Source organism: Enterobacter sp. BNK-29, assembly GCF_048684785.1.
Classification (GTDB): domain Bacteria; phylum Pseudomonadota; class Gammaproteobacteria; order Enterobacterales; family Enterobacteriaceae; genus Enterobacter; species Enterobacter cloacae_M.
In genome coordinates, this window is the sequence record NZ_JBLQTU010000001.1 from 3961579 (window position 1) to 3977566 (window position 15988).

Annotated in this window: 16 protein-coding genes; 5 read left to right on the top strand and 11 right to left on the bottom strand. The window is 55.6% G+C overall.

The window, feature by feature from the left end:
* Window positions 1-4: 4 nt before the first annotated feature.
* Together ACMGGX_RS18990 and slyB are read right to left on the bottom strand one after the other, a co-directional pair.
* The gene (locus ACMGGX_RS18990; protein ID WP_420298724.1) at window positions 5-1366 is read right to left on the bottom strand and encodes a GGDEF domain-containing protein; all 1362 of its coding nucleotides are present in this window, start codon (window positions 1364-1366) and stop codon (window positions 5-7) included.
* Window positions 1367-1565: 199 nt separating this feature from the next.
* Window positions 1566-2033: an outer membrane lipoprotein SlyB gene (gene slyB / locus ACMGGX_RS18995; RefSeq protein ID WP_023311367.1), complete on the bottom strand. Its 468-nt coding sequence runs from the start codon at window positions 2031-2033 to the stop codon at window positions 1566-1568.
* Window positions 2034-2288: 255 nt separating this feature from the next.
* Here slyB and anmK point away from each other — a divergent pair, with 255 nt between their 5' ends.
* From anmK to pdxY, 5 genes are all read left to right on the top strand, one after another.
* The gene (anmK, locus tag ACMGGX_RS19000; RefSeq protein WP_420298725.1) at window positions 2289-3413 is read left to right on the top strand and encodes an anhydro-N-acetylmuramic acid kinase; all 1125 of its coding nucleotides are present in this window, start codon (window positions 2289-2291) and stop codon (window positions 3411-3413) included.
* Between the two features lie 93 nt (window positions 3414-3506).
* A complete protein-coding gene (gene mliC / locus ACMGGX_RS19005) occupies window positions 3507-3830 on the top strand; it encodes a C-type lysozyme inhibitor (RefSeq protein WP_032640014.1) in 324 nt (107 codons plus the stop codon).
* A gap of 57 nt (window positions 3831-3887) precedes the next feature.
* Window positions 3888-4544, top strand: a complete 657-nt coding sequence (gene pdxH / locus ACMGGX_RS19010; RefSeq protein ID WP_024909355.1) for a pyridoxamine 5'-phosphate oxidase — start codon at window positions 3888-3890, stop codon at window positions 4542-4544.
* A gap of 125 nt (window positions 4545-4669) precedes the next feature.
* Window positions 4670-5944 (top strand): tyrosine--tRNA ligase, encoded by a 1275-nt coding sequence (gene tyrS, locus ACMGGX_RS19015; RefSeq protein ID WP_047648003.1) that lies wholly within the window; start codon window positions 4670-4672, stop codon window positions 5942-5944.
* A gap of 66 nt (window positions 5945-6010) precedes the next feature.
* Window positions 6011-6871 (top strand): pyridoxal kinase PdxY, encoded by an 861-nt coding sequence (gene pdxY, locus ACMGGX_RS19020; protein WP_325760054.1) that lies wholly within the window; start codon window positions 6011-6013, stop codon window positions 6869-6871.
* 60 nt (window positions 6872-6931) lie between these two features.
* On the opposite strand, the gene gstA is transcribed toward pdxY, so the two are convergent.
* From gstA to rsxA, 9 genes are all read right to left on the bottom strand, one after another.
* Window positions 6932-7537, bottom strand: a complete 606-nt coding sequence (gene gstA, locus ACMGGX_RS19025) for a glutathione transferase GstA (RefSeq protein WP_045887812.1) — start codon at window positions 7535-7537, stop codon at window positions 6932-6934.
* A 100-nt stretch (window positions 7538-7637) separates the two neighbouring features.
* A complete protein-coding gene (gene dtpA / locus ACMGGX_RS19030) occupies window positions 7638-9146 on the bottom strand; it encodes a dipeptide/tripeptide permease DtpA (protein ID WP_023311373.1) in 1509 nt (502 codons plus the stop codon).
* A 591-nt stretch (window positions 9147-9737) separates the two neighbouring features.
* Window positions 9738-10373, bottom strand: a complete 636-nt coding sequence (nth, locus tag ACMGGX_RS19035) for an endonuclease III (RefSeq protein WP_008500570.1) — start codon at window positions 10371-10373, stop codon at window positions 9738-9740.
* A complete protein-coding gene (locus ACMGGX_RS19040) occupies window positions 10370-11056 on the bottom strand; it encodes an electron transport complex subunit E (RefSeq protein ID WP_023311374.1) in 687 nt (228 codons plus the stop codon). The genes nth and ACMGGX_RS19040 overlap by 4 nt, the downstream gene beginning before the upstream one ends.
* 2 nt (window positions 11057-11058) lie before the next feature.
* Window positions 11059-11679: an electron transport complex subunit RsxG gene (rsxG, locus tag ACMGGX_RS19045; protein WP_023311375.1), complete on the bottom strand. Its 621-nt coding sequence runs from the start codon at window positions 11677-11679 to the stop codon at window positions 11059-11061.
* A 10-nt stretch (window positions 11680-11689) separates the two neighbouring features.
* On the bottom strand, window positions 11690-12742 hold the full coding sequence (gene rsxD, locus ACMGGX_RS19050) for an electron transport complex subunit RsxD (protein ID WP_047648002.1): 1053 nt from the start codon (window positions 12740-12742) through the stop codon (window positions 11690-11692).
* On the bottom strand, window positions 12743-14773 hold the full coding sequence (gene rsxC, locus ACMGGX_RS19055; RefSeq protein ID WP_348560993.1) for an electron transport complex subunit RsxC: 2031 nt from the start codon (window positions 14771-14773) through the stop codon (window positions 12743-12745).
* Window positions 14766-15344 (bottom strand): electron transport complex subunit RsxB, encoded by a 579-nt coding sequence (gene rsxB, locus ACMGGX_RS19060; protein ID WP_023311378.1) that lies wholly within the window; start codon window positions 15342-15344, stop codon window positions 14766-14768. Before rsxB ends, rsxC begins: the two co-directional genes overlap by 8 nt.
* On the bottom strand, window positions 15344-15925 hold the full coding sequence (rsxA, locus tag ACMGGX_RS19065; protein ID WP_014883581.1) for an electron transport complex subunit RsxA: 582 nt from the start codon (window positions 15923-15925) through the stop codon (window positions 15344-15346). The genes rsxB and rsxA overlap by 1 nt, the downstream gene beginning before the upstream one ends.
* Window positions 15926-15988 lie beyond the last annotated feature (63 nt).

A 15988-nucleotide genomic window follows, 5' to 3' on the forward strand; every position in this document is an offset into this window, starting at 1 on the left:
TTTTTTACTTAAAGACCACCACGCGGTTACGGCCGGTCTCCTTCGCTTCATACATCGCTTTGTCGGCATTTTCCACGCACGTTTCTGCGGCTACTGCGGCTGACGTCGCCGTAAACACCCCCATGCTGATGGTGATTGGCTCCGGTAGTTGACCGCCGCTGCTGGTGTTATCGAAGCAGCTCAGATTTAACCGAATGCGTTCTGCCACCTGGTACGCCGCGTCTGATGAGGTGTTGGCCAGCATCAGAACAAACTCCTCACCACCGATACGGGCCGCGATGTCCTGTGGGCGCACGGAATCCATCAGCAGGTTAGCGACAAACTGCAGGACCTTGTCGCCCTGAAGATGTCCGTACGTGTCGTTGATACGCTTGAAGCGATCGAGATCGCTGACGATGACGGACACTGGGCGGCTGGGTTTGGCGATATCCAGCGCCTGCTTTAATGATTCATAAAAATAACTGCGGTTATACAGGCGCGTGAGCGGGTCGCGAATCGAATTCTGGTAAGACTGCTGGTATTTTACGTGCGAGTCGCGATATAGCCTGAAGACATCGTAGAGCAGAACAAAAATAATCAGCAGCGTGGCGGCCGTTTCAAATAAGCGGGCGCGATACCAGGAGATACCTTCGGCATGTCCCCCCATCAACAGCATTGAGAGCGTGACGATATAGCAGACGCACAAAAAATTACCGCCCACCCAGAATAAATTGCGTACGCGCGTAATAAACATCAGAGTTGCTAATGTCACTACCCACAGAGCAATTAATGCAATATTAATAAACTGGCTCCAGAGAACCATAAACTGACGCGTTTCATTATCAACCAGGTCAATTGATAAGAGTTGTGAATGACTGGAATAGAACCAGGCCAATCCCACCGCACAGACCGTAAAGAGAAATTCGCCGCTCACAATCGCGATATGTGCTAATCGTGAAAGGGGAGAATTGCGCATGGTATAAAGTATTGCCGCAACGATGATGAGCACCGCCATTATTAGATGGCGGAACATATAGTAGATCATCGCATCGTTGTAGTTCACGACGTTAAACTGGTAGAGGTCCAGCCAGGCGGGAAAGCTGGACAGCGTTCCGACCATCAGCAGTGCGGAGCCCGCAAAGGCAAAGGCGAACGCCACCAGATACAACCGTTTTCTGTCGCACCAGTATTTCATCGCCATGAAACAGGCAATAAACAGGTGGAATACCAGCAGAAAAATGGTAAGCGTAGGGAATAGCAGCGGTGAAAAGGAGGGAACCCATTCAACGAGTTTTAAAAACAGAGTTTGTAATATCCCGATGACAACAATGCAACCGAGGCAGAACGCGATATAACGACTCTTTAAAGAACGACGATTCGCAAGCATATACGTTTTTAACGACTTTATAATGAATGAAGGTAAGAAGATTGCGAAGAGTTTAATCAATTAGCGCGCTAAATACTTTGCGCAGAAACAATGTATGCCGTGGTAAATAATAGGTGTGGTGAATGTATTTTGTAAATATATTTGTGGGAGTGATATATATTGTAAATGGATGTGGCACGATGGCCACATCCATTTTTAATTAACGTGGAGAAACGGTCACCTGACTTCCGTTGCTTGCCAGAACAACGCGCTGGCCTGCAGAGAAGCGAGTGCTGCCTTGTTTCTGTACAACCATGATCGTGCTGCCGTCGTCTTTACGAATTTCAAGCTCTACGCCCTGGGTTTTGTTCATCGCACCCTGAACGCCCTGGCCGGCTACGCCACCCGCAACAGCGCCTGCGGCTGTTGCCAGCGAGCGACCTGTACCGCCACCGACGGTATTACCGAGGAAACCACCCAGAACGGCACCGCCGATTGCGCCCATCACGTTGCTTTCATCACCACCCTGGATCTGTACAGGGCGTGCGTTAACAACGGTACCGTAAGTCACGTTCTGAACCTGTTTCGCTTCAGAAGCGCTGTAAACGTCGCCAGAAAGTGAACTGTCATTCACACAGCCAGCCAGAGTTAAACCAATCAGCGAAACGCCCAGTACACGTAAAATCATTTGAATCTCCTGTTCACCAAAAACGCCCGATTGGGGGCATCCGTTATGGCTAAATTATATGGCATAAGGGGCCATAGTTCATATCTTTGCACTAACAATAAGAAAATTGTACTTGAATTTGACTTAACGAGACATAAACAGGATCCGCCCGTATTACCCGTCTGACATTGTTAAAAAATATTATCGCCGGATGGCAAAGCTGCGCCGTTTATGGTTGAGTGGATATCCTTAGCCCACGCAACGTAAGGAAAGCGCATGAAATCGGGTCGCTACATTGGTGTGATGTCAGGCACCAGTCTGGATGGGGTAGATGTCGTTCTGGCCGCCATTGACGAAAACATGGTGGCGCAGCAGGCGAGCCTGACCTGGCCAATCCCCATTTCACTGAAAGAGGATATTCTGAGTATCTGTCAGGGGCAGCAGCTAACCCTTTCCCAGCTTGGACAGCTTGATGTCCGCCTTGGGGCGCTGTTTGCGGATGCGGTGCAGGCTTTGATGCAAAAAGAACATCTTCGCCCACAGGACGTGGTGGCCATCGGCTGTCACGGACAAACGATCTGGCATGAGCCCGGCGGCGATGCCCCGCATACACTGCAAATCGGCGATAACAACCAGATTGTGGCGAAGACGGGCGTGACGGTGGTAGGCGATTTCCGTCGTCGCGATATCGCCCTTGGCGGGCAGGGCGCGCCGCTGGTACCCGCGTTCCATCAGGCGTTACTGGCGCACCCTACAGAACGCCGCATGGTGCTCAACATTGGTGGGATTGCCAATCTGTCGATGCTCATCCCGGGGCAGCCCGTCCGCGGTTATGATACCGGCCCGGGCAATATGTTAATGGATGCCTGGATCTGGCGTCAGTGCGGACAACCGTATGATAAAAACGCCGAGTGGGCGAGCGGGGGGAAAGTGATTATTCCGCTGCTGCAGTCGATGCTGAGCGATCCATATTTTGCCCTGCCGGCCCCTAAGAGCACGGGGCGTGAATACTTCAACCTGGGCTGGCTTGAGCGTCAGCTGGCGCCATTCCCGGCGCTCGCGCCGCAGGATGTCCAGGCGACGCTTGCCGAGCTGACGGCCGTGTCGATCTCCGAACAGGTTCTGCTGAGCGGCGGATGTGAACGCCTGCTGGTGTGCGGCGGAGGAAGCCGCAACCCGCTGGTGATGGCGCGTCTTGCGGGGCTACTGCCGGGTACCGAAGTGACCACGACCGATGAGGCCGGCATCAGCGGTGATGATATGGAGGCGCTGGCCTTCGCCTGGCTCGCCTGGCGCACCATTGCCGGGCTGCCGGGCAACTTGCCGTCGGTAACCGGCGCGCGTGAAGCGAGCGTCCTCGGGGCGATTTTCCCGGCAAATCCTCGTCATAATCAGAGTTAACTGAAATTCAGCGCGGCGCGTCATCGTTAGAATGGAACGAAACAGGAGGGCAGCCATGCCCTCCAGGACCAGGAAAGTCTTCGGAATACGCCCATGAAAAAACTTCTTCTTATTGCCGCGCCTTTATTGCTGTCAGGATGCAGCGTCTATAACCAGCTCATTGAACGCATGCAGACCGATACGCTGGAGTATCGCTGCGACGAAAAACCGCTGACCGTGAAGCTGAATAACCCACGCCAGGAAGCCAGCTTTGTTTACGACAATAAACTGCTGACGCTGAAGCAGGGCATGTCGGCCTCCGGCGCGCGTTATACCGACGGTATCTACGTCTTCTGGTCAAAAGGCGACAGCGCCACGGTCTACAAACGCGACCGCATTGTGCTGAACAATTGCCAGCTCGAAAATCCGAAGCGTTGAGATTTTTACAGGGGCGGCGCACAATAGCGCCACCCACTTTCAATGTCAGCTAACGCCATGTCAGATAACGACGAACTGCAGCAAATTGCGCATCTGCGCCGTGAATACACTAAAGGCGGCCTGCGTCGCCAGGATCTTCCCGCTGAACCCCTCGTGCTTTTCGAACGCTGGCTGAAACAGGCCTGCGAAGCGAAACTCGCCGACCCAACGGCCATGGTTGTCGCGACGGTGGATGAAAACGGTCAACCGTATCAGCGCATCGTATTGCTCAAGCATTATGACGAGAAAGGGCTGGTGTTCTATACCAACCTCGGCAGCCGCAAGGCGCACCATTTAGAAAACAATCCGCGGATTAGCCTGCTGTTCCCCTGGCACATGCTGGAACGTCAGGTAATGGTCACCGGCAAAGCGGAACGTCTCTCGACGCTGGAAGTGGTGAAGTATTTCCATAGCCGCCCGCGCGACAGCCAGATTGGCGCCTGGGTATCAAAACAGTCCAGCCGAATTTCTGCGCGCGGCGTGCTGGAAAGTAAATTCCTGGAGCTGAAACAGAAGTTCCAGCAGGGTGAAATTCCTCTGCCAAGCTTCTGGGGCGGGTTCCGCATCCCGATTGAGCAGATGGAGTTCTGGCAGGGGGGCGAACATCGCCTGCACGACCGCTTTTTATACCAGCGCGAGAATGGCGGCTGGAAAATCGACAGACTGGCACCGTAATCCCCGAAATTTGTTGATTTAAGCGCTAGCGCACACCGCGCTTGCGCTTTATTCTATGGTCCTTTCGCATCAGGCGAAAAGTCGTGTACCGGCAAAGGTGCAGTCGTTTATACATGGAGAATTTGATGGCAAGCAGTAACTTGATTAAACAATTGCAAGAGCGGGGCCTCGTGGCCCAGGTGACGGACGAGGAAGCGTTAGCAGAGCGACTGGCGCAAGGCCCGATCGCGCTCTATTGCGGCTTCGATCCCACCGCTGACAGCTTGCATTTGGGGCATCTTGTTCCATTGTTATGCCTGAAACGCTTCCAGATGGCGGGCCATAAGCCTGTTGCGCTGGTGGGCGGCGCGACCGGTCTGATTGGTGACCCAAGCTTTAAAGCCGCTGAGCGTAAACTGAATACCGAAGATACCGTGCAGGAGTGGGTGGATAAGATCCGCAAACAGGTTGCACCGTTCCTCGACTTCAACTGTGGTGATAACTCTGCCATTGCCGCGAACAACTACGACTGGTTTGGCAGCATGAACGTGCTGACCTTCCTGCGCGACATCGGCAAGCACTTCTCCGTTAACCAGATGATTAACAAAGAAGCCGTGAAGCAGCGTCTGAACCGTGACGACCAGGGGATCTCCTTTACCGAGTTCTCCTACAACCTGCTGCAGGGTTATGACTTTGCCTGCCTGAACAAGCTGCACGGCGTTTCCCTGCAGATTGGCGGTTCCGATCAGTGGGGTAACATCACCTCCGGTATCGACCTGACCCGTCGTCTGCACCAGAACCAGGTCTTCGGTCTGACCGTTCCGCTGATCACCAAAGCAGACGGCACCAAATTTGGTAAAACCGAAGGCGGCGCGGTGTGGCTGGATCCGAAGAAAACCAGCCCGTACAAATTCTACCAGTTCTGGATCAACACGGCGGATGCCGATGTTTACCGCTTCCTGAAGTTCTTCACCTTTATGGACATCGAAGAGATCAACGCGCTGGAAGAAGAAGACAAAAACAGCGGTAAAGCACCGCGCGCCCAGTACGTGCTGGCGGACGAAGTGACCAAACTGGTTCACGGTGAAGAAGGTCTGGCCGCGGCAAAACGTATTACCGCAAGCCTGTTCAACGGTACCCTGAGCGATCTGAGCGAAGCGGACTTCGAACAGCTGGCGCAGGACGGCGTGCCGATGGTTGAGATGGAAAAAGGGGCTGACCTGATGCAGGCGCTGGTGGACTCTGAGCTCCAGCCTTCGCGCGGTCAGGCGCGTAAAACTATCGCCTCTAACGCTATCACCATCAACGGTGAGAAACAGGCCGACCCGGAATACACCTTCGTTGACGGTGACCGTCTGTATGGCCGCTACACGCTGCTGCGTCGCGGTAAGAAAAACTACTGCCTTGTCTGCTGGAAATAAATAACAGTCTCCAGGGGCGTGGGAAACCACGCCCCTTTTGTTTTTTCAGGGTTTGGTAAGAAAAAAATGAAGAACATCCTCGCCATTCAGTCCCACGTTGTTTTTGGACACGCTGGCAATAGCGCCGCGGAATTCCCGATGCGTCGCCTCGGCGTCAACGTCTGGCCCCTTAATACCGTGCAGTTCTCTAACCACACGCAATACGGCAAATGGACCGGCTGCGTAATGCCGCCTTCGCACCTCACCGAGGTTGTGCAGGGGATTGCCGATATCGACCAGCTTAAACGCTGTGACGCCGTGCTGAGCGGCTACCTCGGCTCAGCGGAGCAGGGGGAGCATATCCTCGGCATCGTACGCCAGGTGAAAGCCGCAAACCCGGCGGCAAAATACTTCTGCGACCCCGTTATGGGCCACCCGGAGAAAGGCTGCATCGTGGCGCCTGGCGTTGCAGAGTTTCACGTCCGCCACGCGCTGCCCGCCAGCGATATCATTGCGCCAAACCTGGTCGAACTCGAAATTCTCTGCGAGCATCCGGTTAACAGCGTTGAAGAGGCGGTAAGCGCTTCTCGTGAGCTGATCGCTCAGGGGCCGGAAGTTGTGCTGGTAAAACACCTTGCGCGCGCAGGGCTGAGTCAGGACCGTTTTGAGATGCTTCTGGTGACGAAAGATGACGCCTGGCATATCAGCCGTCCGCTGGTGGATTTCGGCCTGCGCCAGCCGGTTGGGGTCGGGGATGTCACCAGCGGTCTGCTGCTGGTGAAATTACTGCAGGGGGCAACGATGCGCGACGCGCTGGAGCACGTTACTGCAGCGGTGTACGAAATCATGATTGCGACGAAAGAGATGCAGGAATATGAACTGCAGGTGGTTGCGGCACAGGATCGTATCGCGAAGCCGGAGCACTATTTCAGCGCAACCCGGTTATAACCGGCCAAAACGTGTAGGCCGGGTGAGCGTCAGCGCCACCCGGCAACACAGGCCGCTCTGTTAGTTCAACCCTTCCGCTTTCAGCGCCGAAGCTACTGCAGGACGCTCTGCCACGCGTTTCATATACGATGCGATATGGTCTAACCCTTCCAGGTTCAGCTTAACCGCGCGCGCCCAGCGCAGCACGGTAAACAGATACGCATCGGCAATCGTGAAGCGCGAACCACAAATCCACTGTTCGTCTTTCAGCGATTCGTTAACGTACTGCAGCTTTTTCTCAAGAAGCGCACGCAGGGTAGGTTTGAACTCCTCTGGCGTATCCGGGCGGAACAACGGCGTAAAACCTTTGTGCAGTTCGGTCGCAATGTAGTTCAGCCATTCCAGCGTCTTATAGCGAGAAATGGTACTGACCGGAGCAAGCAGCTGGCGATCGGGTACGCTATCGGCCAGAAACTGCATAATCGCGACGCCTTCGGTCAGCAGAGTACCGTCATCCAGCAGGAGAGCCGGAACTTGTCCCTTGGGGTTAATGGCAAGAAAATCATCGCCATTTTCCAGACGCTTTTTCATCAGATCAACGCCATCCAGCGTGAAATCTTTGCCGCTCTCGCGCAGGGTGATATGGGAAGCAAGAGAGCACGCGCCCGGTTTGTAGAACAGTTTCATCGGTAACTCCTTTTTGCTGAGGTTTCAGCTATGTTAGTGCGCCAACGGACAAAAAAAAAGCCGCTAATATGCATTAGCGGCTCGTCGTTTCTCAATAATCTTACGCGGTAGCGGTTTTGGTCGCTTCAGCCGTCTTGTCGTCGTCCTGAGTCATACGATTCAGTTTCGGCGCGGTCAGCAGCATCAGAACTGCAATAACCGCAGTAGCGATACCAATCTGCATGAACACGGTGCCGTAGACGTTCAGGGAGACCAGTGGGTCTGTGACGTTTTCAGGCACAGCCATTAGGTTCGCAATTTTACCCGCAATGATTGCCGCACCGGCAGTGGTCAGGAACCAGCTACCCATAATGAAGCCCATCAGACGCTGCGGCACCAGCTGTGCAACCATCGCCAGACCCAGACCGGAGATCATCAGCTCACCGATAGACTGCAGCGCGTAGCTCAGGATCAGCCAGTTAACGGACACGATACCCGCGTCGGTGGCAAATTTGGTACCCAGCGGCAGCACCAGGAACGCGCCGGAGCACAGCACCATACCGATCGCAAACTTGTGCGGCATCGGCAGACGGTCGCCCATCTTGTTATAGATAGCTGCCAGAATCGGGCTACCAATCATGATCCAGAACGGGTTCAGAGCCTGATACTGTTCCGGCTCGAACGCGATGCCCAGAATTGAGTGCTCAACGTTACGAATGGCGAAGAAGTTCAGTGAGGTTGGCATCTGGCTGTACAGCACGAAGAAGATAATCGCTTCCAGCATCAGAATGAACGCCACAATCATCTTGCGACGGGCAGCACCCTGCATGGCGAACGCTTCTTTCGCAAAGATAACCACGATACCCAGCGCAACCACGCCCAGAACGGCACGGGCGATACCCTGGTTGTGCAGCAGCCAGGTGGCGATTGCCGCGAGGACAACAACGCCCACGATGGTGGCCAGCAGTTTGCCCATATGCACAGGCTCGAAGTCAGGTTTTGAACCGTAGTCTTTAACCCAGCTGCGGCAGAACAGGAAGTTCACCACGGTGATCAGCATACCCACGAAGCTCAGCGCGAACGCCACGCTCCAGCCGAATTTCGCTGCAAGCCATGGGGTGGCCAGCATTGAGAAGAACGAACCGATGTTGATGGACATGTAGTACATGGTAAATGCACCGTCCAGACGCGGATCGTCTTTGCTGTAGCAGGTAGAGAGCAGGGAGGACGGGTTCGCTTTGAACAGACCGTTACCGACGGCAATCGTCGCCATACCCATATACACGACAGCGGCATCGTGCCCTGACCATGCAACCAGACCATAGCCAATCGCCAGGACAATGGCGCCCAGCATGATGACACGTTTAGTCCCGAGGACTTTATCACCCAGCCAGCCGCCAATTGCGACCAGACCGTACACCAGAGCACTAAAGGAAGAGAACAGCGTGATGGAATCGGCTTCGGACATACCCAGCTGTTTTACCAGGTAAACCGCCATGATCCCTTGCAGGCCGTAATAACCAAAACGCTCCCATAACTCGATAGAGAAGATGAGATAGAACGCTTTAGGCTGTTTAAAAGCGTTAAGACTTACGCTTTCATCTGTTGGTTTATTGTTTGCAGTAGACACATATACCTCTTTTTTTACATCCCATATTAACGGGGGTGTTCATAGCGTGATGGCCGTAGTCCATACGCCTTATAGTTATATTGGGAGGAGAAACGGCGGGTAATGTTCACTATCCTGCCCCATCTGGCAATACGTTTGTAATAATCTGTTACATATATCTGAAGTGGTATAATCGTCGGTTCATATAAATGTTATTCAGCGTTAAATTTCATACGATGATTAAAGGTAGTTTTTTCGACTGGCAGTAACCCACTCCAACCGGTCTTTGGCGATATGTTCTGCTATTTGCCGCTTATCGCAGTGATATAGCCCATATTCCGAAAAATAGCTGGTCTTATCTTCGGTAATGAAAGGAGAGTATCTTGTCAGACAAAGGGTTTAGGCGGATTTTGACAACAAAAATTCAACATGAAGTTATCAGGGTGATCGCGATCACAGATGTATAGAAATTTTTGGCTATGAAAAAAGTATTAACCTGTTTGAGCGTTAAACAACCGAACAAGTGACAGGTCAGGGGGAATGAAAGACGGACAAATAACGGCCAAAAGAAGGGTGCCTGGTAGCCCTTCTTTTGGTAAGGGATTGTGACGATCAGGGATACACTTTTTCTTTGTATTCGCAGAGATCTTCAATAATGCAGGAGCCGCAGCGAGGCTTACGGGCAATACAGGTATAGCGACCGTGCAGAATCAGCCAGTGATGGCAATCAACCTTAAATTCGGCCGGAACCACCTTTAACAGCTTCTCTTCGACCTGCTCAACATTTTTCCCCGGCGCGAAGTTAGTCCGGTTAGACACGCGGAAAATATGCGTATCCACGGCGATGGTCGGCCAGCCAAACGCGGTGTTGAGCACCACGTTCGCAGTCTTACGCCCCACGCCCGGTAAGGCTTCCAGCGCGGCGCGATCTTCCGGTACTTCGCCCCCGTGCTGTTCCAGCAGGATCCGGCAGGTCTTAATGACGTTCTCGGCTTTGCTGTTAAACAGGCCGATGGTTTTGATATAGGACTTCACGCCTTCCACGCCCAGCTCCAGCATGGCTTTTGGCGTATTGGCGACCGGATAGAGCAGGGCAGTGGCTTTATTGACGCTCACATCGGTCGCCTGCGCAGAGAGCAACACCGCGATCAGCAGCTCAAACGGGGAGGTAAAGTTCAGCTCCGTCGTCGGATGCGGGTTCTCGTCCCGCAGACGGGTCAGGATCGCAATGCGCTTTTCTTTATTCATGAAGCCTTCTCGGGTGTCCCTTCCAGAACGCTACGCTCAGCCGCGCGGCGCTTACGTTTCTCATCAATCAGGTATTTTATCGCCAGCATCATGCCAAGGCCAATAAACGCGCCAGGGGGCAGCATTGCCAGCAGGAATGGCGTATCGGTGTGGAACACTTCAACGCGCAGCGCTTTGGCCCAGCCGCCCAGCAGCGCATCTGCGCCGTCAAACAGCGTACCGTTACCGAGGATCTCGCGCAGCGAGCCCAGCACGAACATGGCGCAGGTGGCGCCCATTCCAATGGAAAAACCATCCAGCGCCGACATGGCGGGGCTGTTTTTCACCGCGAACGCTTCCGCACGGCCAACGACGATACAGTTGGTGACGATAAGGGGGATAAAGATCCCGAGCGACTGGTACAGGCCGAATGCGTAAGCGTTGATGAGCATTTGTACGACGCTAACAACAGACGCAATGATCATGACGTAAATCGGAATACGAATTTCCGACGGCGTCCAGCGGCGCAGGGCGGAGATGGAAAGGTTGGTCAGGGTTAGCACCAGCGTGGTTGCCAGACCCAGACCGAGCGCGTTGGTGGCGGTGGACGTTACCGCCAGCAGGGGACACATCCCCAGAAGCTGCACCAGAGCGGAGTTGTTCTTCCACAATCCCTGGACAATAACCTCTTTAACCTGGCTCATGATTACTCCCCACAGGCCGGAAGATTGTTGATTTGCGCGGGCAGCGTTTCGGCATACAGCCCAGCTCGTTTTACGGCGTTCACCACGGCGCGCGGCGTGATGGTCGCGCCGGTGAACTGGTCGAACTCGCCGCCGTCTTTCTTCACCGCAAACGCGGTATCCCCTTCGCCATGGATAACTTTACCGGCGAAGTGCAAAATCCAGTCGCTCAGACGGGTTTCAATTTTATCGCCCAGGCCCGGCGTTTCATGATGCTGCGTCACGCGGGTACCCAGTATTGTGCCGGAGAAATCGCTGCCGACGAGCAGCTGAATGGCGCCGGAATAGCCGTCGGGCGCAGTCGCTTCCATCACCGCGCCTACCGGTTTATCCCCTTTGCGGGCAATAAAGAGGCGGTGAGAGCCTTTCCCAAGCTGCGGCGCGTCTACCACAAAGCAGCTCTTTTGCAGGTCATTATCGTAGAAATCTGACGGGATCACCTGATCGAACAGCGCCTTTTGCTGCTTTGAAGCCTGCTCTTCGATGGTCGTTTTGGTTAACGAGTTAACCAGGGCCGTCAGCCCGGTCAGGACCGCGGCGAAGACAGCCAGCGTGACGCCGTGTTTTTGCATCGTTTTTAACATGGCGAAACCCTTAGCGATGGCCGTACACGCGCGGGCGCGTGTAATAGTCGATGAGCGGAACGGTAATGTTGGCGAGCAGGACGGCAAACGCGACGCCGTCCGGGTAACCGCCAAAGCTGCGGATCAGCCATACCAGCAGGCCCGCCAGCGCGCCGAAGATCAGGCGGCCGCGGTTAGTCGTTGACGCCGTAACCGGGTCCGTCAGGATAAAGAATGCACCTAGCATGGTCGCACCGGAGAGCAAATGCATCTGCGGGCTGGCCAGTGATTCAGGAGAGAAGACCCAACCCAGCGTGGCGCAAACCGTCAGCGTCACGAGGAAGCTGACCGGAATATGCCAGCGAATGGCTTTCTGCTGCAGCAGGAACAGGCCGCCCAGCAGATATGCCAGGTTGACCCACTGCCAGCCCGCACCCGCCAGCATACCGCTGTAGATGGCGGATTTCATGATCTGCTCAACGCTGTGCCCGGCATGCAGGGACGTTTTAAAGGTATCGAGAGGCGTGGCCTGGCTGATGCCGTCCACGCCCATACGCAGCGCGTTCATGTCAGCGCCCAGCGCCGTATGGCCGGTAAAGATAACGTGCAGGGCATCCATAAAGCCCGGAACCGTGGCCGCAATCTCGTGCGGTGGCAGCCAGCTGGTCATCTGCACCGGGAAGGAGATCAGCAGCACCACGTAGCCAATCATCGCCGGGTTAAACGGGTTATGGCCGAGCCCGCCGTACAGCTGTTTGGCAATGATCACGGCAAAAACGGTACCGAGCACGACCATCCACCACGGGGCAAACGGCGGAATACTGATGGCGAGCAGCAGGCCGGTCAGCAGCGCGGAGTTGTCAGCCAGAATGCGTGACACCGCCATCTTACGCAGCTTCAGGACGAGTGCTTCCGCCGCGACGGCGCTGGCGCAGCCCAGGGCTATCTGGAACAGGGTTCCCCAGCCGAAAAACCAGCACTGAACGGCAATGCCCGGCAGCGCGGCCAGGCAGACCAGCATCATAATGCGTGATGTCTGACGCTGGTTGTGGGTGTAGGGGGAACTTGCGATTCTGAAAACCATTTAATCCTCGTTTACGGCTTGCTGTGCGGCTTTCTTCGCCTGAACGCGCGCAATGGCGGCGGCGACGGCGGCCTTGCGCGGGTCATCGTTGGCGGCCTGCGGCTGCTCTTCCTGCTGCGCTGCCTTACGGGCTTTGGCGCGGGCAATCGCTGCTTCTACGGCGGCTTTACGCGGGTCGACCGGTGGTACTTCTGCTTCTGATACTGCCGTTGGTGCCTGCTGCGCAGCCTTACGGGCTTTAGCCCGTGCAATCGCCGCTTCGACGGCGGCTTTGCGCGGGTCGACCGCATCCTGCTCGATGACCACGCTTTGCTCACCCGATTTGCGGGCTTTGGCGCGCGCAATCGCCGCTTCAACGGCCGCTTTACGCGGGTCGATCTCAGTATCTGCCTGAACCGTTTGCGCTTTTTCCGCCTGACGCGCGCGAGCCGCAGCCTTTCGCGCTTCGCGAGCGGCAATCGCTTCGCTGTTATCCGGTTTTTCCCCGGCCTGGATCACTACCGTCTGGGCGGCATCGGCTTTTTTCTCACGAACGCGCGCCAGTGCGGCGTTGATCGCATCCTGATCTTTCCCGGCAGGCTGAACGGCGGCCTGCTTATGGCGTTCCTGACGGGCGATTTTTTCGCGCTCCAGTCGCGCCTGACGCGCTTCGAAACGTGCCTTGGCTTCCGCGGCGCGTTTTTCTTCCATGGAGATGGCATAAATCTCGGCCTTCTCCTGACGGAAGTATTGCACCAGCGGAATGTTGCTTGGGCAGACCCAGGCGCAGGCGCCGCATTCAATGCAGTCGGCCAGGTTATGGGATTTTGCCTTGTCGTGCAGCTGGCCTTTGCTGTACCAGTACAGCTGCTGCGGGAGCAGATCCGCCGGGCAGGCATCGGCACAGGCGCTGCAGCGGATGCAACCTTTCTCTTCCTGTTCTTCACCCATTTCGGTGGGGGAAGGGGCGAGCAGACAGTTCGTGATTTTCACTACCGGAACGTCCAGCCACGGCAGCGTAAAGCCCATCAGCGGGCCGCCCATGATCACCATCTGGTCGCTGCCCGGGCAAAATTCAGCCTGTTCCAGCAGATGTCGCACCGGCGTACCCAGACGCGCCCAGACGTTGCCCGGACGGGAAACCGACTCGCCGGTCAGCGTCACCACGCGCTCGGTCAACGGCTCGCCGTCAATCACCGCGCGTTTCACCGCATAGGCAGTGCCGACGTTTTGCATCAGCACGCCGATATCCGAAGAGCGTCCGCCGTGCGGAACCTGCTTGCCGGTGAGAATTTGCGTCAGCTGTTTTGCGCCGCCAGAAGGGTACTTGGTCGGGATAACGCGCAGGCTAATATCGTGACTGCCCGCCAGCACGGCGCGCAGCATCGAGATGGCCTGCGGTTTATTGTCTTCGATACCAATCAACACTTCCCGCGGCTTCAGAATATGCGCCAGGATGCGAATGCCTTCCACCACCTGAGCGGCGCAATCCTGCATCAGACGATCGTCTGCGGTGATATAGGGCTCGCACTCGGCGGCGTTGATAATCAACGTCTGGATGTTATCGCCCCCGCCGCGCAGCTTGACGCCGGTCGGGAAGCCCGCGCCGCCCAGCCCGGCGACGCCGAACTGATGAATACGCTCAATAAGCGCTTCGCGGCTCTGGCTGCGGTAGTCGCTCCAGCCGTCACGATCGATCCAGCGGTCTTCACCGTCGGCTTCAATGATCACGCTCAGCTCCGATAGAGCGGACGGATGAGCCACCGTATGAGGGGCAATCGCCACCACTTTACCGGAGGTGGGGGCGTGTATCGGCAGCATGCGTCCACGGCCAAAGGTCAGAGGCTGACCGCGAAGAACCGTATCGCCTTCTTTCACGCACAGCTCGCCCTCAGCGCCAATATGCTGCTTGAGCGGCATGACGTAACGCGTCGCCAGCGGAATTTGACGCAGCGGCGTGCCGTTGGACTGGGTTTTCATCTCTGGCGGATGAATACCGCCGTCAAAGTCCCAAATCTTCTCTTTTCTGAAAGCAGAAAATAACTTAAGCATGTTGTTCCACAGGAATGATGCGAACCGGAATGGTTTGAAGATCCCACTTCCAGCTTTCGGTAGTCGTTTCAACCGGGCGCAGCTCAATACATTGCGTCGGGCAGGGGGCCACGCAGAGGTTACAGCCGGTGCACAGATCCGCCACGACGGTGTGCATGGCGCGGGTGGCGCCAACAATGGCGTCAACCGGGCAGGCCTGAATACATTTGGTACAGCCGATGCAGTTTGCCTCGTCGATCACGGCGAGGGCGCGAACCGGCTCCTGCACCTCCGCATCGCCATCAACGGGCTGCGGATCGACGTTGAGCAGGGCCGCGATTTTCAGCATCACCGCTTCGCCGCCGGGGGCGCAGCGGTTAATTTTTTCACCCTGAATGCCTACCGCTTCAGCGTAGGGACGGCAGCCCGGGTAGCCGCACTGCCCGCACTGGCTTTGCGGCAAAAGCTCATCAATTTTTTCAACAACAGGATCGTCCTCTACCGCGAAACGGCGGGAGGCGTAACCCAGGATAAGGCCAAACACCAACCCCAGAACGCTGATAGAGGCGATGGCAATCCAGATAGCATTCATTACAACTTCACCAGACCACTAAAGCCCATAAAGGCCAGAGACATTAAACCCGCGGTCACCAGCGCAATCGCGTTACCGCGGAAGGGTGCAGGGATATCCGCTGCCGCCAGACGCTCGCGAATCGACGCGAAGAGGACCATAACAAATGAGAAACCGACGGCGGCGGAAAAACCGTACAGCGCCGACTGCATGAAGTTATGGCCAAGGTTGATGTTCAACAGCGCAACGCCGAGAACGGCGCAGTTGGTGGTGATCAGCGGCAGGAAGATACCCAGCAGGCGATAGAGGGCCGGGCTGGTTTTACGCACCACCATCTCAGTAAATTGCACAACCACCGCAATGACCAGAATAAAAGCCAGCGTACGAAGATAGATTAACCCCAGCGGGATGAGGATCCAGGTATCAATCAACCACGCGCAGATGGACGCCATCGTCATGACGAAGGTTGTCGCCAGCCCCATGCCCATCGCCGTTTCCAGCTTTTTGGACACGCCCATAAACGGGCACAGGCCAAGGAACTTCACCAGAACGAAGTTGTTAACCAGCACGGTGCCGACAAAGAGCAGTAAGTAATCGGTCATTATTTAGCCTGAAATAAAAAAGCCGCCTATTATCGGACAAACTCACGCAGGCGACAACAGGTT

What these genes read in the sequence shown, in the direction of transcription:
- rsxC (WP_348560993.1), bottom strand. Translation starts at nt 14,773, where the DNA reads ATGCTTAAGTTATTTTCTGCTTTCAGAAAAGAGAAGATTTGGGACTTT.
- gstA (WP_045887812.1), bottom strand. Translation starts at nt 7,537, where the DNA reads ATGAAACTGTTCTACAAACCGGGCGCGTGCTCTCTTGCTTCCCATATC.
- rsxA (WP_014883581.1), bottom strand. Translation starts at nt 15,925, where the DNA reads ATGACCGATTACTTACTGCTCTTTGTCGGCACCGTGCTGGTTAACAAC.
- ACMGGX_RS19040 (WP_023311374.1), bottom strand. Translation starts at nt 11,056, where the DNA reads ATGAGCCAGGTTAAAGAGGTTATTGTCCAGGGATTGTGGAAGAACAAC.
- pdxH (WP_024909355.1), top strand. Translation starts at nt 3,888, where the DNA reads ATGTCAGATAACGACGAACTGCAGCAAATTGCGCATCTGCGCCGTGAA.
- rsxD (WP_047648002.1), bottom strand. Translation starts at nt 12,742, where the DNA reads ATGGTTTTCAGAATCGCAAGTTCCCCCTACACCCACAACCAGCGTCAG.
- anmK (WP_420298725.1), top strand. Translation starts at nt 2,289, where the DNA reads ATGAAATCGGGTCGCTACATTGGTGTGATGTCAGGCACCAGTCTGGAT.
- mliC (WP_032640014.1), top strand. Translation starts at nt 3,507, where the DNA reads ATGAAAAAACTTCTTCTTATTGCCGCGCCTTTATTGCTGTCAGGATGC.
- rsxG (WP_023311375.1), bottom strand. Translation starts at nt 11,679, where the DNA reads ATGTTAAAAACGATGCAAAAACACGGCGTCACGCTGGCTGTCTTCGCC.
- rsxB (WP_023311378.1), bottom strand. Translation starts at nt 15,344, where the DNA reads ATGAATGCTATCTGGATTGCCATCGCCTCTATCAGCGTTCTGGGGTTG.
- nth (WP_008500570.1), bottom strand. Translation starts at nt 10,373, where the DNA reads ATGAATAAAGAAAAGCGCATTGCGATCCTGACCCGTCTGCGGGACGAG.
- slyB (WP_023311367.1), bottom strand. Translation starts at nt 2,033, where the DNA reads ATGATTTTACGTGTACTGGGCGTTTCGCTGATTGGTTTAACTCTGGCT.
- pdxY (WP_325760054.1), top strand. Translation starts at nt 6,011, where the DNA reads ATGAAGAACATCCTCGCCATTCAGTCCCACGTTGTTTTTGGACACGCT.
- ACMGGX_RS18990 (WP_420298724.1), bottom strand. Translation starts at nt 1,366, where the DNA reads ATGCTTGCGAATCGTCGTTCTTTAAAGAGTCGTTATATCGCGTTCTGC.
- tyrS (WP_047648003.1), top strand. Translation starts at nt 4,670, where the DNA reads ATGGCAAGCAGTAACTTGATTAAACAATTGCAAGAGCGGGGCCTCGTG.